Origin of the sequence: Haloarcula terrestris (genome assembly GCF_031624315.1) — an archaeon.
GTDB classification, from domain to species: domain Archaea; phylum Halobacteriota; class Halobacteria; order Halobacteriales; family Haloarculaceae; genus Haloarcula; species Haloarcula terrestris.
This window is the reverse complement of record NZ_JAMQOM010000001.1, coordinates 420,139-442,433: the sequence shown is the minus strand read 5'-3', so window position 1 is coordinate 442,433 and position 22,295 is coordinate 420,139. Positions and strand designations below refer to the sequence as shown.

Below are 22,295 nucleotides of genomic sequence, written 5' to 3'. Positions count from 1 at the left end.
CGATTATCTTTCGATAAAAAGATACGGAATTTTATTTCTGTTCGGCCACGATGTCGTCCTCGATGGCGTCCAGTTCGTCGTCGGAGAGGTCGGGACGGTCGTTGACAAGCGCGTGAATCGGACGGCCGCCGTCGTCCTCGAACCGCGGGACGATGTGGCCGTGGACGTGTGGGACCTCCTGGCCGGCTTCCTCACCGTTGTTGAACGCCACTGTGCTGGCGGGGGCGTCGACGGCTTCCTCGACGGCGGGGACGAGTTCGTACAGTACCGACAGCACCTCGCCGGCAACGTCGGCGGGCGTGTCGTTTAGCCGCTCGTGGTGGGCCTTCGGGATGACGAGCGTGTGGCCCGGCGAGAGGGGGTTGGCGTCCAGAAACGCCAGCACGGTTTCGTCCTCGTAGACGGTCCGACCGGGGATATCCCCAGCGACGATCTGGCAGAAGATGCAGTCCTCGCTCATAGTCGTCCCTGCGTCCGGCGGTCACAAGAAGGTTCTAGGTGTCGCCGACGCCGGCCACCGTCTCGGCGATGGCCGCCACGTACTCGTCGTAGACGTAGCCTAACCGGGCGAGCCAGACCTCCTGATACGACGGGTGCAGCAGTGGCAGGACAGGTACACCGAGCGCTTCGCTCCGCCGCGGGTCGAGCACGCTGTCGAGGAAGCCGTCGAGGCTGGCGTCGTCCAGCGCCAGCACGGTTTTCGTCGCGTGCTTGCCGGTGGTCAGTACCGCCGTCGGCTCGACCGCCTCGACCTCCGTGACGAGGTAGGGCCGGCAGTTCGCCAGTTCCTCGTCGGTCGGGTCGCGGTTCTCTGACGGGTGGCACTTCACGGCGTTGGTGTAGTAGCAGTCGTCGTCACCGAATCCGGCGTCGGCGAGTACCTGCCGGATTTTCCGGCCGGACCGTTGCGAGGTGTAGGCCATCCCGGTCAGGTTGCCGCCCCGCCACTGGTCGGCCTCGGGGTTGCCCTCGGCCGGAGCCTCGCCAATTACCACGAGGTCGGCAGACAGCGGGCCGTTGCCCCACGAGATGCAGGTCCGGCTCTCGGCGAGTTCCGGGCAGCGCCGGCACTCATCTGCGAGGGCGTTTCGCTGCCCGTCGTCCGGGAACGATGGCACATGCGACGTGAGGGCTGTGGGTGGCAAATCGGTGGCGGTCAGCGCGCGATTCAGACGCCGCTCACCACAAGACGTTTGCCGCTGGTGGCCACGTCCTCGCGTGTATGCCCTCCTACGAATACAAGACGCTCGATGTCGACACCGGGATGTTCGGTAGCAGCAGCGTTCCAACCGACGAACTGAACGACCTCGGCGCGGACGGCTGGGAAGTCGTCGCGCCGATCACGGAAAACAGCGGGCAGACCGCCGGCCTACTTCTCCAGCGCGAGCGCTGATCGCCGCCACGGCGTTGCCGGTCGTACCGTCTGAACGGCACGCACACAATCGATTGTCCTTTATTGCCGGCGGCGGATGGAACGGGTATGGAACGTTTCGCCGCTGTCGACGACCAGTACGACCCCGACGCCGTCGAGGACGGGGTCTTCGAGTACTGGGACGATGTCGACGCCTACGAGCAGACGAAGGCCCACCGGGCCGACGGCGAGGACTACTTCTTCGTCGACGGACCGCCCTACACCTCCGGCGCGGCCCACATGGGGACGACGTGGAACAAGACCCTGAAGGACTGTTACATCCGCTATCTGCGGATGCAGGGGTACAACGTCACCGACCGGCCGGGCTACGACATGCACGGCCTCCCTATCGAGACCAAGGTCGAGGAGCGACTCGACTTCGAGAACAAGAAGGACATCGAGCGCTTCGGCGAGGAGAACTTCATCGAGGAGTGCAAGCAATTCGCCGAGGAGCAACTCGAAGGCCTCCAGACGGACTTCCAGGACTTCGGCGTCTGGATGGACTGGGACGACCCGTATAAAACAGTGAATCCCGAGTACATGGAGGCCGCCTGGTGGGGGTTCCAGCAGGCCCACGAGCGAGGGCTGGTCGAGCAGGGCCAGCGCTCCATCAATCAGTGCCCGCGGTGTGAGACCGGTATCGCCAACAACGAGGTCGAGTACCACGACGTTGGCAAGCCGTCGATTTACGTGAAGTTCCCGCTTAGCGAGTCCGACCACGGGGAGGATTCGGAGAACGCGAGCGGTGAAACCGCGAGCCCCGAAGGGAGTCTGGTCATCTGGACGACGACCCCCTGGACCATCGTCGCTAACACCTTCGTCGCCGCCGACGGCGATCTCGACTACGTGGGTGTCGACGCTGAGAAAGACGATGAAACGGAACGGCTCTACGTCGCTGAGGCCTGCGTCGAGGACGTGCTGAAAGCGGGCCGCTACGACGACTACGAGGTCGTCGAGGAACTCACCGGCGAGGAGATGGTCGGCTGGGAGTACGACCACCCGCTGGCCGAGGAAGTGCCGGACCACGCCAAGGGCGAGGGCTCCGGCCAGGTGTACACCGCCGACTACGTGGAGGCCGACCGCACCGGACTGGTCCACTCCGCGCCCGGCCACGGTGAGGAGGACTTCGAGCGGGGCCAGGAACTCGCTCTCGAAATCTTCTGTCCCGTCGGCAGCGACGGCGTCTACACCGACGCCGCGGGCAAGTACGCCGGCACGTTCGTCCGCGACGCAAACGACGCGGTCATCGATGACCTCGACGACAACGGCGTCTTACTCTCCAGCGAGGAGGGCCACACCGTCCGTGAAGGGCAGTGCTGGCGCTGTGACACCGACATCGTCCGCATCGTCACCGACCAGTGGTTCATTACGGTCACCGACATCAAGGACGAACTGCTGGCGAACATCGAGGACAGCGAGTGGTACCCCCAGTGGGCCCGCGACAACCGCTTCCGGGACTTCGTCGAGGACGCGCCGGACTGGAACGTCTCCCGGCAGCGCTACTGGGGGATTCCGATTCCGATCTGGTTACCTGACGACTGGAGCGGCGACATGGACGACGCCATCGTCGTCGGCGACCGCGAGGAACTCGCCGAGCGCGTCGACCAGGACATCGACCCCGAGAGCGTGGATCTCCACAAGGGCACGGTCGACGACCTCACCATCACCGAGGACGGCACGACCTACACCCGCGTCGGCGACGTGTTCGACGTGTGGCTCGACTCCTCCGTCGCGACATGGGGGACCGTCAACTACCCCGAACAGACGGAGGACTTCGAGGAACTGTGGCCCGCCGACCTCATCATGGAGGCCCACGACCAGACCCGCGGCTGGTTCTGGTCACAACTGGGAATGAGCACCGCCGCGACCGGCGACATCCCGTACAAGCAGGTGCTGATGCACGGCTACGCCAACATGCCCGACGGCCGCGGGATGTCCAAATCGAAGGGCGTCCTCATCGACCCCCACGAGGTCATCGAGAAGCACGGCCGCGACCCGATGCGGCTGTTCCTGCTGTCGGTGACCGCCCAGGGCGAAGACATGAACTTCTCCTGGGAGGAGACCGCCGAGATGCAACGGCGGCTGAACATCCTCTGGAACGTCGCCCGGTTCCCGCTGCCGTACATGCGAGCTGACGATTTCGAGCCCGGCGATCCGACGCAGTCGGATCGAGGCGAAGGCGGCAAAGCCGGCGAAGCGACGACGGTCGAAGATGTCCGCGACGATCTCGAACTTGTCGACGAGTGGGTGCTCTCGCGCCTGCAGAGCGTGACCGAGGCGATGACCGACTCGATGGACGAGTTCGAGAACGACAAGGCTGTCGACGAACTGCTGGAGTTCGTCGTCGAGGACGTGTCCCGGTTCTACATCCAGGTCGTCCGCGAGCGGATGTGGGAGGAAGAAGACAGCGCGTCGAAGCAGGCCGCGTACGCCACGCTCTACCGCGTGCTCGAATCCGTGGCTGCGCTGTTTGCCCCCTTTACCCCCTTCGTCGCCGAGCAGGTCTACGGCGCGCTCACCGGGGATTCGGGCCATCCGACGGTTCACATGTGCGACTGGCCCGAGGTTGACGAGGACCTCCACGATCCCGCGCTCGAACGCGAGATCGAGGTCGTCCGTGAGGTCGAGGAAGCGGGCTCGAACGCCCGCCAGCAGGCCGAACGCAAGCTCCGCTGGCCCGTCACCCGCGTCGTCGTTGACGTGGACAGCGACGACGTGGCTGACGCGGTTCGCGCCCAGGAGGCCATCATCGCCGACCGGCTCAACGCCCGCGCCGTCGAGGTCGTCGGCGCTGACGGGGAGTGGGGCGAGCTGCAGTACTCCGCCGAAGCCGACATGAGCGAACTCGGCCCGGCCTTCGGCGACGACGCCGGCCGCGTCATGAACGCGCTCAACGAGGCCCGCGTCGCCGAGCAGTCACTCGATACCCTCGAAGGTACAGTGATCGAGGCCCTGGGTGAGGACATCGACCTCACCGAGGAGATGGTGGAGTTCCGCCGCGAGACGCCCGCGGGCGTCACCGGGACGGAGTTCGCCGCGCTCGACGGCGGCGGCGTCGTCTACGTCGACACGGCGCTCACCGAGGACATCGAGAGCGAGGGGTACGCCCGCGAGGTCATCCGTCGGGTCCAGGAGATGCGCAAGGACCTCGAACTGGACATCGAGGAGCGCATCCGCGTCGACCTCGCAATCGACGACGAGCGCGTGGACTCGCTGGTCCGCGAACACGAGGCCCTCATCAAAGAGGAGGTTCGGGCCGACGAACTCGGCAGCGTCGAGGACGGCCACCGCAAGACCTGGGAGGTCGAAGGTGTGGAAATGGAGATCGCGATAGCTCCGGTCGCGGCTGCGGAAGCGTCTGATTAGAACAGCACGCGACCGGAGGGAGCGTGCTGCTTTTTCGCCCACGTTTTTGCAAGTAGGGGTGCCCGCAGGCCGCACGGCGCCGAGGACACCCCTCGCAGCAAAAAGGTGGTTCGTAAGCGGTTAGTACCGGACTCGCCTGCGAGGACACAGTGACCGAGTCCCGCGAACTGTACGCGCTGTATTTCACCCGCTTTGCGAACGCGTTCGGACTGGTGACGCTGCTGACGCTGTTGCCGACCTACATCGACCTGCTGGACCCGCAGGGATTCGTCCTCGGGATGTTCGCGACGGGCCTGACGCTGGCTCAGGCCGGGACGGTGATCCCGGTGTCGTATCTCGGCGACCGCTTCGACAAGCGCTCTCTCCTCGTGGGTGGTCTCGCCCTGGCGGCACTGGTGTACGGCCTCTTTCCGCTTGTCGACTCCAGTTGGGGGTTCGTGTTCGTTCGCGGACTGCAGGGCGTCGCAGCCACCGTCGCGGGCCTTCTCGGCCTCTCGCTCGTCGGCCAGCTCGCCCGCGACACCGAACGCGGGACCACCATCGGCACGTCGAACGCCTGGCGGTTCGCCGCGGCCATCGGCGGGTCGCTGTCTGCTGGCTTCCTCTACGACCGGTTCGGCTTCGATGCTGTGTTCGGGCTGTTGCTGGTCATCTGCGGCGCTGCCGCGCTCGCGGTCTGGCTGTGGGTCGACCCGGACGAGACCACGACCGAGGGATTCGCCTTCGCCGACCTCGCGATGAACCGCCGGATTCTCACGATCACGAGCTTTCGCGCGCAGTACGCCATCGCGGTGACGCTCGTTCGGACGTGGGTCCCCATCTTCGCCGGCGTCGCGGCCGCACGGGGCGGGCTGGGCTACAACGCGGCGATAAACGGCGCGACGGCGGTCGCGGTGGTGCTGGCCGCGGAGAAGTTCACAAACATGCTCGCCCAGCCCTACACCGGATCGCTGTCTGACCGCTTCGGCCGGGCGCGCTTCGTCTTTATCGGCGGGCTCTGCTACGGTCTGGTCGCGCTCGTCGTCCCGTTCACGCCAGCTATCGGGACTGCGCTGGGACTCCCTGAGAGCTACCCGTTCTTCGGGTCGCTCTCGGCGGCGTTCCTGCCACTGGTCGCCCTGAACGCGCTGCTGGGAATCGCCGACTCCATCCGCGAACCGGCGAGCATGGCGCTGTTCGCTGACGAGGGAACCGGCAACGGCGTCGCGTCGAGTTTCGGCGTCCGCTCGCTGGTGTGGCGGCCCGGCTCCGTTCTCGCGCCGCTGGCCGGCGGCTGGCTGACGACGAACGCCGGCATGGAGTGGGTGTTCTACCTCGGCGCGGCCTCGGCCTTTACCGGCGTCGCGGCCTTCCTCGGCATCCTCACCTACCAGCACGGGCGGAGCGGGCTGGCGAAGTGGTGACTACAGTTCTTCGGCGACGACCGGCGCGGCGCTGACCTCGCTGACGGCGCGTTCGAGCGTGTCCGTCCCGTAGACGGCTTCGACGCCGGCGCTGTTCAGTTTTGTCAGGGCGTTGCTGGCGAGCATCGGGTGGACGCAACTGACGAAGATCCGCTGGGCGTCGCGGTCGTCGAGGACGCCGACGGACTCGCTCATCGTCGACCCGGTGGCGATGATGTCGTCGACCAGCACCACGTCCCGGCCCGCGACCGGCGCGTCGCTGGGGCTGATCTCGATGTCGCCGGTGTCGTAGTCCCGTTCCTTCTCGAAGAAGTCCGTCTCGCCGTCGCCGTAAGCGTCCCGGACCGTCCTGGCGAGGTCGATTGCGCCCTCGTCGGGGGAGAGAAAGAGCGGGTCCTCCAGGTTCTCCGGCAGCGGGTCAGCGAGAACGCTCGCGGCATCGACGTGGGTGGCCGGCACGTCGAAGAAGTCACAGACGGCGGGTTCGTGGGGATTCACCGTCAGCACGCGGTCGGTCCCCGTCGAGATAGCGCGGGCCATCGCCCGCGAGGACACCGGCTCGCCGGGTTTGAACGCCTCATCTTGGCGGGCGTAGCCCATGTACGGGATGACGGTGACGACCTCGCTCGCGCCGCTTTCGCGGGCCGCGTCCTGCAACTGGAGCAACTGCAGGTGCGCGTCGCTGTCGACGGTCGAGGCGACGATGACCGCCCGCTCACCCGACACCGCCTCGGGGACCTGGACGACGTGCTCACCGTCGGGGAACCGTTCGTACTCGACCCGTCCCAGCCCTTCGCCCGTCGCCTCGGCGAGGGTCGCCGCGAACGCCTGCGTGTCCGCCCCGGGGATAATCATATCCGGTGGGTGGCTGCCCGGGCTAAACCCTGTTTCGGTTCCGTAAGCGGGTGGGCCGCGTGAGACAGGCACGCGGCCACTCGACGCCGCTGGGGTGGGTCGCGCTCGTCAGGCCACGGCGACGCCGACGACCTCGGGGACGCCCAGCGAGCGCTGTCGCCAGCCGCCCTGTCCGTCGGCGGTCGCCTCGGCCGCGGTCGCCACGAGGAAGGTCCCGTTCTCGGTGATTGCGTAGGTGTCGTCGCCGTAGGTCACGTCGACGACGCGCTCGGTCGCCGGCAACGCACACGGCTCCCACAGGCCGGCTGTCAGTTCGTACAGACCGTCCGCCGCGGCGGCGTGGGCCCGGTCGCCGTCGCTTTCGACCGCGAGATGGCGGCCCGACCGGACCTCGATCCACTCGCCGCCGTCAGCGCTCCCGTTCTCGTATCGATACAGCCCGCTCTCGGTCGCGGCGTAGTCGCCGGCCACGTCGGCCACGTCCACCAGGCCGAGCCGGTCGAGCGACGGCAGGGCGTACACGCCATCCGCCGCGGCGAGGCGGTCGCCGTCGATGGCGCGCACGTCGTCGACGCTCCCGAGGTCGGTCCATTCGCCGTCGACGTAGCGGGCGACGCGCCCGTCGCCGGCTGCGAGCAGTCCGTCGCCGTCGTAGCCAACGGCGGTAGCCGGCTCGAACCCGGTCGGGACGAAGCCGTCGTCGGTCAACACGAGCACGTCCTCGTCGGTGGCGACCGCGACCTCGCCGCTCGCGCCGGCCACGTCACGAGCGGTACAGCGCTCGCTCAGGCTGAACCGGCCGATCTGGCCGCCGGCCGTTTCGACCCGCGTGACGCCCAATCCCGACGCGACGTAGGCGTGGGTCTCCGGGCGCTTCTCGCCGTACATCCGCTTTTCCGAGAGTGCGATGTCGTCGTCGCTCACTTCATATCGCCTCTTTGTACGCTTCGAGCGCATTCTCTATGTCTTCACCTGTGTGGGCATCACAGATGAACTGTGACTCGAACTGGTTCGCCGTGAGGAACACGCCCTGGTCTTTCATCGCGGGCCAGAACAGGCGTTCCCACCGCTCGGTCTCGGCCTGCTTTACGTCGGCCCCGTTCTTGGGACAGTACTCGAAGCGCGGACAGGATTCCCGCTGTCGGCACCCCGCTTCACAATGACCTTCGAGGGAATCGGGACCGTCACGGGTGAAGATGACCTTGAACATCGAGTCCCGGCCGACGACGGTGTACTCGGGGGCCTGATCCCGGAGAATGTCTTGCAGGCCCGACCGGAGCCGGTCGCCGAGCTCGTTGACGTGTTCGTATACATCGTGTTCAGCTGCATACCGCAACGTCTCAAGCCCGGCCGCCATGGTGACGGGGTGGCCCGAGAACGTCCCGGACTGGAACACGTCGCCGGCGGGCGTGAACTGCTCGATGATCTCGCTTTTGCCGCCGATAGCCCCGACCGGGAAGCCGCCGCCGACGATCTTCCCGAACGTGGTGATGTCGGGGTCGATGTCGAACGCGCCCTGGGCACACTGGAGGCCGCCGACGCGGAAGCCGGTGATGACCTCGTCGAAAATCAGCAGCGAGCCGTGGTCGTCACACAGTTCCCGGAGCGTGTCGTGGTAGCCCTCGACCGGATGGACGATGCCGTAGTTCCCGAGGATAGGTTCGGTGAGGACCGCGGCGATGTCGTCGCCGTGTTCCTCGAATACCTCGCGGGTGGCGTCTTCGTCGTTGAACGGCACGGTCAGCGTGTGTTCGGCGAAGCTCTCGGGAATGCCGGGACTGGATGGGGCGGTGTGGTCCCCTTCGCCCTCGACCAGCGTGGACTCCTGTGCGCCGTGGTAGCCGCCCTGCATGACGACGATTTTATCGCGGCCGGTGTAGCCACGCGCGAGCCGGACCGCCGAGACGGTCGCCTCGGTGCCGCTGTTGACGAACCGCAGCATCTCGACGCTGGGGACGTGGCGGGTGACGAACTCGGCCAGTTCGACCTCGACTTCGGTGGGCGCGCCGTACATCGGTCCCTCGGCGGCGTGTTGCTGGATCGCTGACTGGATCTGCTCGGGCAGGCTGTGGCCAAGCAGGAGCGGGCCGTAGCCCATCACGAAGTCGATGTAGCGGTTGCCGTCGGCGTCGATGACGTGGCCGCCGTCGCCTTTCTCGACGAAGAACGGGTAGGGGCGTGTGGCTCGGACGGAGGAGTTGACGCCGCCCGGCAGCACCGACAGGGCGCGGTCGTACAGCGCTCGCGACTGCTCGTGGTTCATGCTGAGAGATTCGACCGCTGTCAGAAAGAAACTGTTGTTACCCGATAGCGCGACCGGGCCGATGGACGGATGTCCGAATCTCGTCCCGAAAGTAAAGATTTCGTAAAGAGTTACTGTTATACATTGTGTGTTCTTCTACGTAGATACGAGAATGGTCGCCGAACGTATTGTAATATTATGTAAGAGTGGACAGATGGGCGTCGGAACGGCGCGTGAGACAGTATGAGTGACTGGGTGCCGACGACGTGTATGCGGTGTGCGGTGGGCTGTGGACATATGCATCGTGGCGCGGACGTGGGCTACGGTATCGACACCGCCCGCGGTGATGCCGCGCATCCGGTCAATCAGGGACTGGCCTGTGCTCGCGGTCTCCGGGAGAGCAAAGACCCCGACGGGGACTGGCTCACCAGGCCGATGGTCCGCAGCGGCGGCGAACTCCGCCAGACCCAGTGGGACGTGGCGCTGGCCCGCGCCGTCGAGGGGCTTCAGGCCGTTCATCAGCAGGACCCCGACTCCGTTGCTGTGCTGGGCAGCGGCCAGCAGACCAACGAGGCCGCCTACGCCCTGGGGAAGGTCGCTCGCGGCGGCTTCGGCACGCAAAACTACGACGCCAACACGACGCTGTGCATGGCGAGCGCCGTCACCGCCTACTACCAGGCCTTCGGCAGCGACGCGCCGCCGTGTACCTACGCCGACATCAGCGACGCCGACCGCCACGTCGTCTGGGGGGCGAACCCGGCGGTCGCCCACCCCGTGATGTTCCGCTGGATCCAGCAGTCCGCCGACGAGGACGGCGTCGAAATAATCGTCGTCGACCCCGTCCGCTCCGAGACCGCGGAGAACTCCGAACACCACGTCGCACCCGACCCCGGGAAGGACCTCGCGCTGGCCCGGGCCGTGCTCGCCCGCATCGTCGAGACGGGCCGGGTCGACCGTGAGTTCGTCGACGAGGCGACCGAGGGCTTTCAGGACCTGCTCGCGACGCTGCCAGACGCCGAGGACGCGGCCGCCGAGGCCGGCGTCGAGCTGGCCGAGGTGGACCTGCTGGCCGACGCGATGGACCAGCAGGCGCTCATCTACTGGGGCATGGGCATCAATCAGCACGTCCAGGGGACCGAGACCTCCCGGGCGCTCATCGACCTGACGCTGGCCACGGGGAACCTCCGGCCCGGCGGCGGCCCGTTCTCGCTGACCGGCCAGGCCAACTCCATGGGGACCCGCATCTGCTCCTCGAAGGGGTCCTGGCCCGGTCAGCGGGCCTTCGAGGATCCGGACCACCGCCGTCTCGTCGCCGACCACTGGGACGTGCCGGTCGACCGCCTGCCCGACGACACCGGCCCCGGTCCAGTCGGGATGCTCGAAGACGAACCCGAGGCCGTCTGGGCCGTCGCAACGAACCCAGTCGCCGGAATGCCGGAAGCTGATTCGGTTCGCGAGACGCTCGAAGACGCCTTCGTCGTCGTGCAGGACGCCTTCCACACCGAAACGACGGAGATCGCCGACGTAGTCCTCCCTGCTGCGACGTGGGGGGAAAGCGAGGGCACGACGACGAACATGGAGCGGACCATCTCCCGGGTCCGACCGGCGACTGACGTACCGAGCGGCGTCAGGCCGGATCTGGACATCATCGCCACCATCGGCTCGCGGCTGTTCCCCGGCCTGTTCGAGCGCACGACGCCGGACCCATCGGACGTGTTCGACGAGTTCGCCGCGCTCACCGAGGGCACGGTCGCGGACTGCTCGGGCATCACCTACGAACGGCTGGACGACGTACACGCCGTCAGGTGGCCCGCGTCCGACGAGGACAGTTCGGGCGGCTACCGCTACTACGACGAGGAGTCGTGGTCGTTCCCCACCGCCTCCGGCCGCGCGCAGTTCTCGACCGGCCGCCAGGGATCGCTCCCGGAGCCGACCGACGACGACTACCCGCTGACACTGACCACGGCCCGCGAGGCCGACGGGTACAACACCGGCGTCCGGTCCCGCGGCGGCGAGGCCGGCACGCTGGTGGCCCGCATCCACCCCGAGACAGTCGAAGCACACAGCGGGCTGGTCACTGACGGCGAACTGACTGTCGAAACCCGCCGCGGCTCCGCGACGGTCGCCATTGACCGCGACGAGGGCGTTCCTGCGGGGATGGTGTGGCTCCCGATTCACCACCCGGCGACGAACCGGCTGACCCTCTCGGACCGGGACCCCCAGTCCGACGAGCCGAACTTCAAGCAGTGTGCCGCCCGGCTGGTCGCCGCCGAGGCCGAACTGCCGCCGGCCACGGCCGACTGAGAGCGGCCTTCGGTTGTTTCCGTCCCGCCGCTGATCGCTCTGTGAACGGATGAATCAGCATTGTTGCTTACGTTTCTGTCCCGCTTTGTCTCTCCCACACCGGTTCCACGCGAAACGTATGTTTCAATGACGGATACTATACAAATATACGTCTAATTATAGTGGCTACAAGCGACCGTTCAATGTCCTTAAGGAGAGAATATCCGATGGTATATTGGCCGACTATCCATCCAGCGGCAGTATAATTCCCATTCTGTAAAGGGTTATTGTTATTAACTGCTGGGACATTCGCCTTTCATGTACTGATGTGGTCACACATCCAAAATAAAATCGGATTGGTGGACAATCACTCGCTAATGAATGTATATGATAGTCAGTCCGCAACGGAGGTGTCGGCATGGGACTGATCAAGATGACGAAGTACCGGACGCTGCTGCTGGCGACTATCGGGTTCAATTTCTCGTTTCTCATATGGTTTTCCTTCGCGCCGTTTACCGGCCCGATGGCCGAGGAGTTCGGGCTCTCGACCGCGGAAATCGGTATCCTGGCGAGTTCGGCCATCTGGATGGCTCCGTTCGGCCGGATGCTCACTGGCTGGCTCTCGGATAAGTTCGGCGCGCCGGCTATTTTCGCCATCGTGTTGGCCTACGTCGGCGTGTTCTCGATAGGAAGTGCCTTCGCACAGGACTACTCCGTGTTCTTCGTACTGCGCCTCATCGTGGCGACGGCCGGCATCACGTTCGTCATCGGCATCCAGCACGTCGCCGAATGGTTCGAAGAGGAGAACCTCGGCCTGGCAGAGGGGATCTACGCCGGTGTCGGGAACGCCGGTGCCGCCGGCGGGGCGCTGATCCTCCCACGAGTGTTTGGCTCCGGCTGGAACGGACCGCTGTTCTCGACGAACTGGCGGGCCGCGTTCTTCTACACTGGCATCGTCTCGATTTTCCTCGCAATCGCCTACTACACGCTCGGCGAGGCCGCGAAGTCCGAGGAGAAACGCCAGGCGACCAAGGAAGACACCAGCTTCAAGGATTGGGTGCACACGGCCACGCGGTACGGGACGGTCGTCCTTGCGGCTGCGTACATCATGTCCTTCGGCCTCGAACTGTCGATGAACGGGTGGCTCGCTACCTACTACCGCGAAGCGTTCAACCAGGACAACCTCGTCATCGCGAGCACCTTCGCGGCGACGTTCTCGATTGCGGCGGGACTGCTCCGGCCGTTCGGCGGCTACGGCAGCGACCTGCTGGCGCGCAAGGAAAAGAACATTCTGCCGTTCTTCAAGGGCCAGTACCGCGAGCAGTGGACGTTCCTCGGACTCTGTTTCATCGTCGTGATGATGTTCGGCATGACGCTGGCCGGACTCTCCGGGGTCCTGCTGAACGCTGTCGTCATCGGCTTCCTCGTGGGCACGGGCTGTGCGTGGGCTGAGGGCGCGATCTTCGCTCAGGTACCGGCGATGTTCCCCGATAGCTCCGGGTCGGTTGCGGGCGTCGTCGGCGGCGTCGGCACCGTCGGCGGGATCGTCTACCCGCTGTTTTACTCCGCGCCGTGGCTGGCGAACCTCCACCTGGGGTACTCTGTGGCCGCTGTCACCATGATTCCGATTGTGTTGCTGTCCGCATGGGTGTTCCAGCCCGAGATTGCGAAGGTTGCCAACACGGCCGGGTTCACCGGTCGCACGGAGGAAAGCCCCGCTGCCGCCGCCGGCGACGACTGAGACGCCCCTTTTACCTGTTTCGCCCCCGCCGTGGGGGAAATCACCGTCAACTGCCGCCAGGACCAGCGGGCTGCGCTCGGCGATGTGCCCGCTGACGCCGCGGTTCGATTCGCCCTCTATCCGGCACCTGACGCCGGTCCGGCACGCGCAACTGACACTACGAATCCACAGACGCAGTCCGGGTCGGTCGGATCGCGGTAGCTCGGTTTAGCTAGATCGTGACCCCAGTGTCTGCTGCCTATCCCAGCGCTGTCTTGCGATTTATATCTGTAACTGACTTCGATATATAACCTCCTTAAACACCTCCCAGACGGTATAATTCTGGACGGGTGTTGTGCTGCCTCGCTCTGTTCTTCTTTTTTTCAACGATTAGGGTTATAAGCAATCGGAGCAAGTGTTTAGACGTGAATTAGCGGACGTTCGGGAAAATATGTTCGAGAAAACATCACATTCATCAAAAACTGAGGGTGACTGACGATGGTACATAAGAAAGAGGAATACAAGGAGGAGTTGTACGGTGACGAAGTACGAGAGAAATTAGAGGAGTTCGCCGAGAAGGGGTGGGAGTCCATTCCCGAAGACGAGCGCGAGAAATGGTTCTCGCGGTTCAAATTCTGGGGTGTGTTCCACCACCGTGGCGGCCAGGAGTCGTATTTCATGATGCGGCTGACTAACTGCGGTGGGGTCCTCAGACCCGACCAACTCCGGGCTATCGGCGAGGTCGCCCGCGACTACGCGAAGGGGCCGGCCGAGAACCCCGAGTTCGGCAACGGCTGGATCGACCTCACGACGCGGCAGTCTATCCAACTCCACTGGCTCAAACTCGAAGACATTCCGGAGATTTGGGAGAAGCTCGAAGCCGTCGGCGTCTCCTCGCGCTCGGCGGGCGGGGACACGATGCGGAACATCTCCGGCTGTCCGGTCGCCGGCAAGGCAGAGGAGTTCGTCGAGTCCCGCCCGATTCTCGACGAGATTCAGGAGACCATCCGGGACGACAACGACCTGTCGAACATGCCCCGGAAGTTCAACATCTCGGTGTCCGGCTGCCGGCAGGGGTGTGCTCAGGACAGCATCAACGACATCGGGCTGGAGCCGGCCCGCAAGATCATCGATGGCGAGGAAGTCGAGGGGTTCAACGTCTGTGTCGGCGGCGGTCTCGGCGGCCGCGAGCCGCGAGAGGCACGCCCGCTCGATCTGTTTATTCAGCCCGAACACGCCGTCGAAACGGTCCGGGAATTCGTCGAATACTACCACGAAGCGGGCAACCGCCAGAACCGCTCGAAGAACCGTGCCCGCTTTTTCGTCGACGAGCACGGCACCGACGCCATCCGCGAGGAACTGGACGAACGCCTGGACTTCGAACTCGAAACCGCCGGTACCGACTTCCGCGGGGAGTACACGTACAACGCCGGCAAGCGCACCGAATACGGTGCCCACGACCACGTCGGCGTCTACGACCAGAAAGACGACAAGAACTACGTCGGCCTCTCGGTACCCGTCGGCCGCCTCTCGGCCGAGGACGCCATCGAACTGGCTGACCTCGCCGACGCCTACGGCTCCGGCGAGGTGCGACTGACCCGTCGACAGAACCCGCTTATCATGGACGTTCCCGACGGGAACCTCTCGAATCTCCTCAACGAGCCGCTGCTGGAGAAACACTCTCCGGAGCCGAACCCGTTCGTGCAGGGCGCGATGGCCTGTACCGGCACGGAGTTCTGCTCGCTGGCGCTCACTGAGACGAAGGCGCGCATGGCCCGCATGCTGCGCTGGCTCGGCGACAACGTCGAGGTGCCCGACGACGTGGACCGCATCAAGATGCATTTCTCGGGGTGTACGGCCGACTGCGGACAGGCGATGACGGCCGACATCGGCCTGCAGGGGATGCGCGCCCGCAAGGACGGCGAGATGGTCGAAGCCGTCGACGTGGGCGTCGGCGGCGGCATCGGCGAGAATCCGTCGTTCATCGAGTGGGTCCGCCAGCGCGTGCCCGCCGACGAAGCGCCCGGCATGATCGCCAACATCGTTGAAGCCTACGCCGCGCTCCGCTCCGAGGGCCAGACCTTCCGGGAGTGGGTCGACGCCACCGGCCACGAGACTATCGTCGAACTGGCTGAACCCCACGAGGTCGAGGGGTACACCGATCCGTGTCTGACCGACGGCAAACAGTCGTGGTACCCCTTCGACGAAGGCGACAGCCCGGCCCCGACCGACGCCGAGGGCCAGCCGATCTCGGCGGACGACTAACCATGGCGGAAACGGACAACCTACCCAGCCACGACGGGGTCGACCCGGTGGCCCGACTGGAATCCGCGGCTCAGGAGGTGGCATACGACGCGGCACCGGAACTACTGGAGTAACGCGGTCCCGGCCCCGAACGGCCGGATTCTGCGACGTGACTCGCCCCCTTCGGGGCGTGTCCGTCTGCCTCTGACAGCTGGGGCCTGCTCGTGTCTATGGCCCCGTTCGGTTCTCTGTGGCTCGTTTTCGCCCCTTGTTCGGGCCTTGTCTACCAGTGGTTTAATCGCCGTACGCCCCGAGATCGCACTCTGTCGCTGGCCCACTGTCACACTCGTACCCGACCGCGTTAGTAACGTTGAGCAGGTCATAAAAACGGCCACGCGACTGCTCGGATTCGGGCAGTCCTTCGACCACGGGGACGCCGCGCTGGGCCTGATGGTCACAGGCCCGCATCGTCTGGCTGCCCAGCCCGACCGAGTAGTCGTGGTCTTCGAGTTCCCGGATAACTGTCGGCGGGTAGAAGGTGCCGGCACGCTCGACGGCGGCGGCGTACTGAAGCGTCTGTGCGTAGGCTAGATGGGCCACGCCGGAGGGCTGTTGTTCGTTCCCGTACTCGGCGGTGAAGGCGTTCTTGAAGTCGTTGGAGCGGTCCGACGAGATGCTGGTGTCCCACGCGACCGTTCCGACGACGCCATCGAGCGCCTTCGAGGCGTTCCGTGCCACGATACGGTTGTACAGCGGCACGACGATCTCCACCTCGTCGGGCAGAATCTCCTGGGCCGTTGTCAGTGAGTTTGCGGCGTCGAGTCCGTAGTGGTTGAGGAAGACCACCTCCGCACCGGCGTCCCGGGCCTGCTCGAGCGGCACCTCGTAGTCCGTCGTCCCGAGACGCGTCGCGATGCTCGTGAGTTCGATCCAGCCGTTTGCGGTGAAGAAATCACGGATGGATGCCTCCATGGTCTCGCCCCAGGTGTAGTCCGCATAGATCTGGACGTACTGGGTGTCTTGGCCGAACCGTTCCGTGAGCACCGGACGCAGCGCTTGCGCAGTCATGTACGCGTTGAACATCTCCCGAAAGCTGTAGCGGACACAGTCCGCCCCCGTCGTATCGTTCGAGTGGGTCAGACAGCACATGTACGGGACCTTTTCGGCCTGAGCGACCTCCTGTTGGGCGATGGCGACGGAACTGGACGAGCCCCCGGAGAACATGACAACGTCGTCCTGCTCGATCATCTCCTCGGCGTTGGCCGTTGCGACCTCCGGTTTCGTCTTCGTGTCCATGGTGATGGACTCGACAGTCTTCCCGAGTATGCCGTCACCGCTGAGCATGTCGAAAGAGCCCTGTCCGACCCAGCCGCCGCCCTCGTTGAGGTGGCTGACCGCCAGTTCATACCCCCGGAGTTCGTCGCGCCCTTCGGCGGCGTAGGGTCCCGACTGTGGCACGTTGAAACCGAGCGTGACCGTGTCGCCGTCGACCGGATAGTTGCCGAGCGGTGGGTGCTCCGGCGTGTTTTCAGTTCTTGAACCCCCGCCCTGACACCCCGCTAGCCCGGCCAGTCCCAGGGTACCGACCCCACCGGCGACCTGTAACACGGACCGTCTATCCACCGTTTCGCCCCCGCTTTCCAATCGCATACCATTCGTTTTGATTATAGTTATATATAATACTTTTTCAATCACATAGGTAATCAATAAGTATGGATTCTGTTGCCACCGGGTCACGGCGAACCTGTGACTGTCAGGTCGATGAGTACACACGTTTCGACCGCTCGGAGAACAGGGGACAGGTCGGCGTGTCGATCTCAGTCTAAAATGTTGTCGGCTTCGGTGTCCGCTGCCACGTCAGTGTCGAGGTCGATGTCCTGGATGAGTGCGACGAGATCCTCCAGTTCGGGGAACGTGTAGACGGTCATCCCGAGATCGCCGTCGGCGACGGTGATACGCGAGTCGACGACGAACACCAGATCCGAGTCCGGCCAGCCACCCATCTCGTCGATGATGCCGTCGGCCGGCCCGTAGACGAAGTTCGGCGTCCCCATGTCGATGGTCGTTTCCAACACGTTGGCCCACCCGTCGATGAACGCGGAGGTCATGATGTTGCCGATCTCCTGCATCGCCGACCGCTCCATATCGGAGAACCCATCGCCCTCGCTCGGTTCGCCCATGCCGCCCATCATCGCACTGGCCATCTTCTTGCTGTCGGCCGGTTCGAGCAGGAACAGGACGTAGCCGTAGGGCGGCTCGTTCAGCTCGACGTAGATGCCGACCCCTTTGTCGTGGCCGATGTGCGTTTTGACATCCTCGATGTCGAGAAAATTGATCTGTGAGGTCCGAACTGTCGCGTCCAGCCCGGTCAACTGACCGAGGTTCTCCGCGACCGTGCCCGACCCCTCCTTTGCCATCTGGTTGAAAAGATCCAGCTTCCGCACGTCCACTTTCAGGCCCATACCCTCTGGAGCGTCGCAAGCGGCTTAACGCCACCGCTGGGACCGCGTCCGTCGGCCCTTATACGGATTGTTGTAGATCGTATCTGAATCGTGCCGACCCCGGTTTCGACACATACCGGTACAGTGCTCCAACAATCCGTATTAGCTATCCGTCGTTTCGGGCTCGTACGGTCCCAGGTCCGTACACTCGTTCGCCGGAGCCTCCGAACAGCCGTACGAGACATCCGACGAGACCTGAACGAGATCGAGGACCGCCGGGCCTTCCTGGGGGCCTTCGACGACGGGCACCGGTCTGATCGACTGGTGGTCACAGGCCCGCAGCGTCGCCTCGCCGAGCCCGGCCTGGTAGGTGGTGTCTTCGAGTTCGCGGATGACGGCCGGCGGTTCGAACGTGCCGGCCCGCTCGACAGCCGCGGCATACTGGAGCGTCTGTGCGTAGGCCAGTCGCGCCTGGCCCGACGGCAGCCGTATCTGGTCGCCGACGTACGCGTTCTCGAACGCGTCAGTAAACGCCGCTGAGAGCGGCGCATCGACGCGATGGTCCCACGGGATCGTCCCGACGACGCCGGTCATGCTCGCGCCGGCCGACCGCGCCAGTTCCCGGGTGACGATGGGCATGACGATGCCCGTCTCCTCGGATAGCTCCTCGGTCGCCTGGTCTAGCACGGTGGCCGCATCCCGGCCGTGATACGAGAGCACGACCACGTCGGAATCGGCGGTGGTGGCCTCCTTCAACTGCGGCCTGAAGTCCTTCGTCCCGACCCGTGTTTCCGCGCTTCCCATGCCGTTCCAGCCCGCCGATTCGAGGCGGCGGTCGAACTGTTCGGCCTGCGTGACGCCGAAGTCGGTGTCGGCGTGGAGCTGGTAATACGAGATATCCTTGCCGAACCGCTCGGTGACTACCGGGGCGAGTGCGTCCGCTGCCATCCGGCTGTTGTGCATCTCCTGGAAGCCGTACCGCGAGCAGTCGCTCCCGGTGCTGCTCGTCCCGGGCGCGAACCCGAGCATGTGAACGACGCCGCGGCTCGGACAGTAATCGAGCAGCGCCCGCCCCGTGTTCGTCGAACCGCCGCCAGCGATCATGACGGCCCCGTCCTGGTCAATGAGCCGTTCGGCGGCGGACCGGGCGGTCTCCGCACTGGATCCGGTGTCGGCCACGGCACTCTCGACCGTCCGGCCGAGGAGTCCGTCGCCCGACAGCGCCGCCCACTCCTCCGTTCCGACCCAGGCGCCCCCTCCGTTGAGGTGCTTGACGGCTAGTTTGAACCCGCGCTGTTGGGGATCCCCGACCGGCGAGAACGGTCCCGACTGCGGCAGCGTGAAGCCAAACGTCACCCGGTCCGCTCCGACCGGCTGATTCGCGTACTGTGTGGCGGTGCTGGTCGGCGTCGTTCGACTGCTGCCCCCACTACACCCGGCAAGCCCAGCGATAGAACCTGCACCGGCGACGCGCAGTACCTCCCGCCTCGTCACTGTCGACCTTTCACCGCTCCAATCCATTATAAATAATGCACTACTATGTTCATTATTAACCCTTCCGTCCTGGGTCCGTCGTTTGATATCGGTTCGAAAACAGGACCACGACCGTGTCACTCCTGGGTCCCAAGCCGATACACAGTCGGGCCGAAATTGGAGCGAAGAACAGAATCGAGCGGCTCCCGCATACTGTCGGCTGTAAGTCTGTAACGAAATTCGCCACCGCGAATCTCTTGAAATAGTTACAGCCAACAGTATCAGGCGTCAGTTCCGTCGACCGGGAACTGCTCGTGTTCACACACCGTATTCAGCACGACCGACGTGGAGGCGGATCGGATGTCCTCGTCGGTCAGCAGCGTCTTTATGCGCTCGTTCATCGACTCCGTGTCGGTGAACTTCCCGACGGCCACGATGTCGTGGTCGCCGGTCACCTCGTAGACCGCGATCATTTCGCGTCGCTTTCGTAGCTGGTCCACCACCCGTCCGAGCCCGTCGCCCTCGACGGAGAGCTGGAACACAGCGGTCACATCATAGCCCAGCGCTCCGTAATCGATGTCGACGGTGTATTCGTCGATCACACCGGTCGCCTCCAGGTCGTCCATCCGGCGCGACACCGTGGTCGCCGCGATACCGGTCGCGGCGGCGACATCACGGGCGCTGGCTCGGCCGTCCTGGAGCAGTGCGTTCACTACCTGTCTGTCGGTATCATCGACCATTTCGTCCGCTTAGACTGCCTCGGGTCCTTCTTTGCCGGTCCGGACCTGATAGGCGTTGTCCACGGGCAGGACGAATATCTTGCCGTCGCCTTTCTCGCCGGTGTGGGCGCCGTCGGCGATGGCCTCGACGACATCCTCTGCGGGGATGTCCGCGACCACTGTCTCGACTTTGACCTTCTGGTGCAGGTCGACGACGTACTCCTCGCCGCGCCACTGCCCCTTCTTGGCGGGCTGTGAGCCGCGGCCGGAGACGTTCGTCACTGTCAGCGACGGCGCGCCGACCTCCGCCAGCGCCTTCTTCACGTCGCCCAGTTTGTCAGGTCGAACCATTGCCACTATCATCTTGATTTCGGATTCGTCGTTCTCAGTCATCTTGGGAGCCTCCGTCAGTCCGTACGTTCGTGCTCACTTTACCACCGTCGGCAACGACGCTCTCGCCACCACCGAACTCGGGGTAGGTCTCGACGCCGTGCTCGCTGACATCCAGCCCTTCCTGCTCGTGTTCGGGCGTGACGCGGGCCTGGCCGGCTGCCTTGAGGGCGTACCAGATGAGGCCAGTGGTCACAATCGTCCAGCCTGCGATGATGGCGACACCGACTACCTGCACTGCGAGGGCGCTACCGATGGAGCCGACGGTGCCGGACGTTGCGACGAGCGGGTACATGATGGTGCCCAGCACACCGGCACTGCCGTGGACCGGGAACACAGCACAGACATCGTCGATTTTCATGCGGTTCTCCATGAAGCTGAACACGAGCGGGAGCTGTGCGCCAGCGAGGGCACCGACCAGGAGTGCACCCCACCAGGTCGTGGTGTCGGGGATCGCCGTGATGCCGACCAGTCCGGCGAGCAGCCCGTTTGCGACGTACAGCGTATCGACCTTTCCAGTCTTCGCCCATGCAACCGTTGCGGCACCGATTGCACCCATCGCCATCGCGATGGTGGTCGTCATTGCGACGCGACCGACCGTCGCGAAGGCACCGAGGGCGAGGGCGCCGTCCTCGACGACGAAGACGCTCGCTGCGGTCCCGACGTTGAAGCCGTACCAGCCAAAGGCCAGGATGAGCGTCCCCAGCACGGCGAAGGTCATCGAGTGGCCCGGAATGACGTTTGCGGAGCCGTCCTCGTTGTACCGACCCATGCGTGGGCCGAGCACGTAGGCGGCGGTGAGGCCGGCGATGCCGCCCATGCCGTGGACAATCATCCCGCCGGCGAAGTCCTTGAAGACCACGCCGCCGATGCTGATGTGGGCGCCGGCCCACGTCAGCCCGGTGACGACGGGGTAGATGACCGCGGCCAGCAGGAACGTGTACGTGATGTACGCACGGAGCTTGGCGCGGCCGGCCACCGCCCCGGAGACGATGGTCGCCGCCGTCATCGCGAAGACGGCGCCGAACAGCCAGCCGACGTAGTCGTTCGCGGCCTCAGCGCCGAACGCCGGCGCGAAGGAGCCGGTTCCGACGAGCGACGAGATGCCGGAGCCGATGAGGAAAAACACCACCACTCCGACCGACCAGGTCAAGAGGTTCTTCGTCAGCTGGTTCGCGACGTTCTTCGAGCGCACCTGGCCCGCCTCGAGCATGGCAAAGCCCGCGTGCATGAAGAAGATGAGGAACGATACCACCAGTACCCACAGCAGGTTAACCCCCTCTGCGAGCACAGCCGGGTCGACTTGTAGTGCAGTGTAGCTCATTTCTAGTTCACCTGTTTCGTTTTCTCAGTCTCTGGCGTTTGGATGTCCAACTTTGCCCCACTTTGGCTCAACTTCTTCAACTCTTTCACGGGAGACCCTCTGGTAACACCACTACATAAGGTTTGCCTTTATGAAACCGGAAATTAGGGGGGATACGGTAGACGACCGTCCAGATTATGGTATGATATTATGGATATAAGGTTGTTCTCCGTCAAGAAAGCGCGTATATGCACACTGGAATTTTGGACGTTTGTTGACCGCAGTTCCGGCCGCAGGGGGCCAAATAGGCCGTTTTTGCTTGCGCGCACTGTCGGCTGGCGGGTGTTGCCAGCGACAACAGTATTATACCTCGCGACCACAGATTCGGATTTGGTATAAATGTCCGGAAAACAGTGGGGGTATGTAGTACAACTGCTCGGCAAAC

The 22,295-nt window shown here is 64.6% G+C and carries 17 protein-coding genes; 6 read left to right on the top strand and 11 right to left on the bottom strand.

Translation table 11 applies throughout. From position 1 onward, the window contains the following. Positions 1 to 31 precede the first annotated feature (31 nt). Positions 32 to 460, bottom strand: a complete 429-nt coding sequence (locus tag NDI54_RS02395) for an HIT family protein (protein ID WP_310894883.1) — start codon at positions 458 to 460, stop codon at positions 32 to 34. A 34-nt stretch (positions 461 to 494) separates the two neighbouring features. Continuing rightward, the gene (locus NDI54_RS02390) at positions 495 to 1,118 is read right to left on the bottom strand and encodes a uracil-DNA glycosylase (protein WP_310894882.1); all 624 of its coding nucleotides are present in this window, start codon (positions 1,116 to 1,118) and stop codon (positions 495 to 497) included. A 104-nt stretch (positions 1,119 to 1,222) separates the two neighbouring features. Between NDI54_RS02390 and NDI54_RS02385 the strand changes: the two genes are divergently transcribed. The 3 genes from NDI54_RS02385 to NDI54_RS02375 all read left to right on the top strand — a co-directional run bounded on the left by NDI54_RS02385 (position 1,223) and on the right by NDI54_RS02375 (position 6,180). Then, positions 1,223 to 1,393: a DUF4177 domain-containing protein gene (locus NDI54_RS02385; protein ID WP_008307242.1), complete on the top strand. Its 171-nt coding sequence runs from the start codon at positions 1,223 to 1,225 to the stop codon at positions 1,391 to 1,393. 87 nt (positions 1,394 to 1,480) lie between these two features. After that, positions 1,481 to 4,777, top strand: a complete 3,297-nt coding sequence (gene ileS, locus NDI54_RS02380) for an isoleucine--tRNA ligase (RefSeq protein ID WP_310894881.1) — start codon at positions 1,481 to 1,483, stop codon at positions 4,775 to 4,777. A gap of 149 nt (positions 4,778 to 4,926) precedes the next feature. Further along, positions 4,927 to 6,180: an MFS transporter gene (locus tag NDI54_RS02375; RefSeq protein WP_310894880.1), complete on the top strand. Its 1,254-nt coding sequence runs from the start codon at positions 4,927 to 4,929 to the stop codon at positions 6,178 to 6,180. Here the strand turns inward: NDI54_RS02375 and prs are convergent, their stop codons facing one another. From prs to hemL, 3 genes are all read right to left on the bottom strand, one after another. Further along, positions 6,181 to 7,035: a ribose-phosphate diphosphokinase gene (gene prs, locus NDI54_RS02370; RefSeq protein WP_310894879.1), complete on the bottom strand. Its 855-nt coding sequence runs from the start codon at positions 7,033 to 7,035 to the stop codon at positions 6,181 to 6,183. Positions 7,036 to 7,143: 108 nt separating this feature from the next. Next, on the bottom strand, positions 7,144 to 7,959 hold the full coding sequence (locus tag NDI54_RS02365; protein WP_310894878.1) for an HVO_0234 family beta-propeller protein: 816 nt from the start codon (positions 7,957 to 7,959) through the stop codon (positions 7,144 to 7,146). A gap of 1 nt (position 7,960) precedes the next feature. Beyond that, the gene (gene hemL, locus NDI54_RS02360; RefSeq protein ID WP_310894877.1) at positions 7,961 to 9,298 is read right to left on the bottom strand and encodes a glutamate-1-semialdehyde 2,1-aminomutase; all 1,338 of its coding nucleotides are present in this window, start codon (positions 9,296 to 9,298) and stop codon (positions 7,961 to 7,963) included. 222 nt (positions 9,299 to 9,520) lie between these two features. On the opposite strand from hemL, the gene nasA reads away from it, so the two are divergent. From nasA to NDI54_RS02345, 3 genes are all read left to right on the top strand, one after another. Next, on the top strand, positions 9,521 to 11,581 hold the full coding sequence (gene nasA, locus NDI54_RS02355; RefSeq protein WP_310894876.1) for an assimilatory nitrate reductase NasA: 2,061 nt from the start codon (positions 9,521 to 9,523) through the stop codon (positions 11,579 to 11,581). Positions 11,582 to 11,978: 397 nt separating this feature from the next. Then, complete coding sequence (locus NDI54_RS02350) at positions 11,979 to 13,301, top strand: MFS transporter (protein ID WP_310894875.1); 1,323 nt, start codon at positions 11,979 to 11,981, stop codon at positions 13,299 to 13,301. Between the two features lie 477 nt (positions 13,302 to 13,778). Beyond that, the gene (locus NDI54_RS02345) at positions 13,779 to 15,545 is read left to right on the top strand and encodes a nitrite/sulfite reductase (RefSeq protein ID WP_310894874.1); all 1,767 of its coding nucleotides are present in this window, start codon (positions 13,779 to 13,781) and stop codon (positions 15,543 to 15,545) included. Between the two features lie 273 nt (positions 15,546 to 15,818). Here the strand turns inward: NDI54_RS02345 and NDI54_RS02340 are convergent, their stop codons facing one another. From NDI54_RS02340 to NDI54_RS02315, 6 genes are all read right to left on the bottom strand, one after another. Continuing rightward, positions 15,819 to 17,174, bottom strand: coding sequence for a substrate-binding protein (locus tag NDI54_RS02340; RefSeq protein WP_310894873.1), 1,356 nt, complete (start codon positions 17,172 to 17,174; stop codon positions 15,819 to 15,821). Positions 17,175 to 17,341: 167 nt separating this feature from the next. Then, the gene (locus NDI54_RS02335) at positions 17,342 to 17,986 is read right to left on the bottom strand and encodes a chemotaxis protein CheC (RefSeq protein ID WP_310894872.1); all 645 of its coding nucleotides are present in this window, start codon (positions 17,984 to 17,986) and stop codon (positions 17,342 to 17,344) included. A gap of 141 nt (positions 17,987 to 18,127) precedes the next feature. After that, positions 18,128 to 19,486: an ABC transporter substrate-binding protein gene (locus NDI54_RS02330; RefSeq protein WP_310894871.1), complete on the bottom strand. Its 1,359-nt coding sequence runs from the start codon at positions 19,484 to 19,486 to the stop codon at positions 18,128 to 18,130. 233 nt (positions 19,487 to 19,719) lie between these two features. Next, positions 19,720 to 20,178, bottom strand: a complete 459-nt coding sequence (gene lrp, locus NDI54_RS02325; RefSeq protein WP_310894870.1) for an HTH-type transcriptional regulator Lrp — start codon at positions 20,176 to 20,178, stop codon at positions 19,720 to 19,722. 9 nt (positions 20,179 to 20,187) lie between these two features. After that, positions 20,188 to 20,550 carry a P-II family nitrogen regulator gene (locus NDI54_RS02320; RefSeq protein ID WP_310894869.1) on the bottom strand — a complete coding sequence of 121 codons (363 nt, stop codon included), beginning with the start codon at positions 20,548 to 20,550 and terminating at the stop codon, positions 20,188 to 20,190. Then, positions 20,543 to 21,871, bottom strand: coding sequence for an ammonium transporter (locus NDI54_RS02315; RefSeq protein ID WP_310894868.1), 1,329 nt, complete (start codon positions 21,869 to 21,871; stop codon positions 20,543 to 20,545). The genes NDI54_RS02320 and NDI54_RS02315 overlap by 8 nt, the downstream gene beginning before the upstream one ends. Positions 21,872 to 22,295: the final 424 nt, after the last annotated feature.

Excerpts from the sequence above, each read along its gene's own strand:
- NDI54_RS02350 (WP_310894875.1), top strand. The coding sequence starts at position 11,979 with ATGGGACTGATCAAGATGACGAAGTACCGGACGCTGCTGCTGGCGACT.
- prs (WP_310894879.1), bottom strand. The coding sequence starts at position 7,035 with ATGATTATCCCCGGGGCGGACACGCAGGCGTTCGCGGCGACCCTCGCC.
- lrp (WP_310894870.1), bottom strand. The coding sequence starts at position 20,178 with ATGGTCGATGATACCGACAGACAGGTAGTGAACGCACTGCTCCAGGAC.
- NDI54_RS02395 (WP_310894883.1), bottom strand. The coding sequence starts at position 460 with ATGAGCGAGGACTGCATCTTCTGCCAGATCGTCGCTGGGGATATCCCC.
- NDI54_RS02340 (WP_310894873.1), bottom strand. The coding sequence starts at position 17,174 with ATGCGATTGGAAAGCGGGGGCGAAACGGTGGATAGACGGTCCGTGTTA.
- nasA (WP_310894876.1), top strand. The coding sequence starts at position 9,521 with ATGAGTGACTGGGTGCCGACGACGTGTATGCGGTGTGCGGTGGGCTGT.
- NDI54_RS02315 (WP_310894868.1), bottom strand. The coding sequence starts at position 21,871 with ATGAGCTACACTGCACTACAAGTCGACCCGGCTGTGCTCGCAGAGGGG.
- NDI54_RS02335 (WP_310894872.1), bottom strand. The coding sequence starts at position 17,986 with ATGGGCCTGAAAGTGGACGTGCGGAAGCTGGATCTTTTCAACCAGATG.
- NDI54_RS02320 (WP_310894869.1), bottom strand. The coding sequence starts at position 20,550 with ATGACTGAGAACGACGAATCCGAAATCAAGATGATAGTGGCAATGGTT.
- hemL (WP_310894877.1), bottom strand. The coding sequence starts at position 9,298 with ATGAACCACGAGCAGTCGCGAGCGCTGTACGACCGCGCCCTGTCGGTG.
- NDI54_RS02345 (WP_310894874.1), top strand. The coding sequence starts at position 13,779 with ATGGTACATAAGAAAGAGGAATACAAGGAGGAGTTGTACGGTGACGAA.
- NDI54_RS02330 (WP_310894871.1), bottom strand. The coding sequence starts at position 19,486 with ATGGATTGGAGCGGTGAAAGGTCGACAGTGACGAGGCGGGAGGTACTG.
- NDI54_RS02385 (WP_008307242.1), top strand. The coding sequence starts at position 1,223 with ATGCCCTCCTACGAATACAAGACGCTCGATGTCGACACCGGGATGTTC.
- ileS (WP_310894881.1), top strand. The coding sequence starts at position 1,481 with ATGGAACGTTTCGCCGCTGTCGACGACCAGTACGACCCCGACGCCGTC.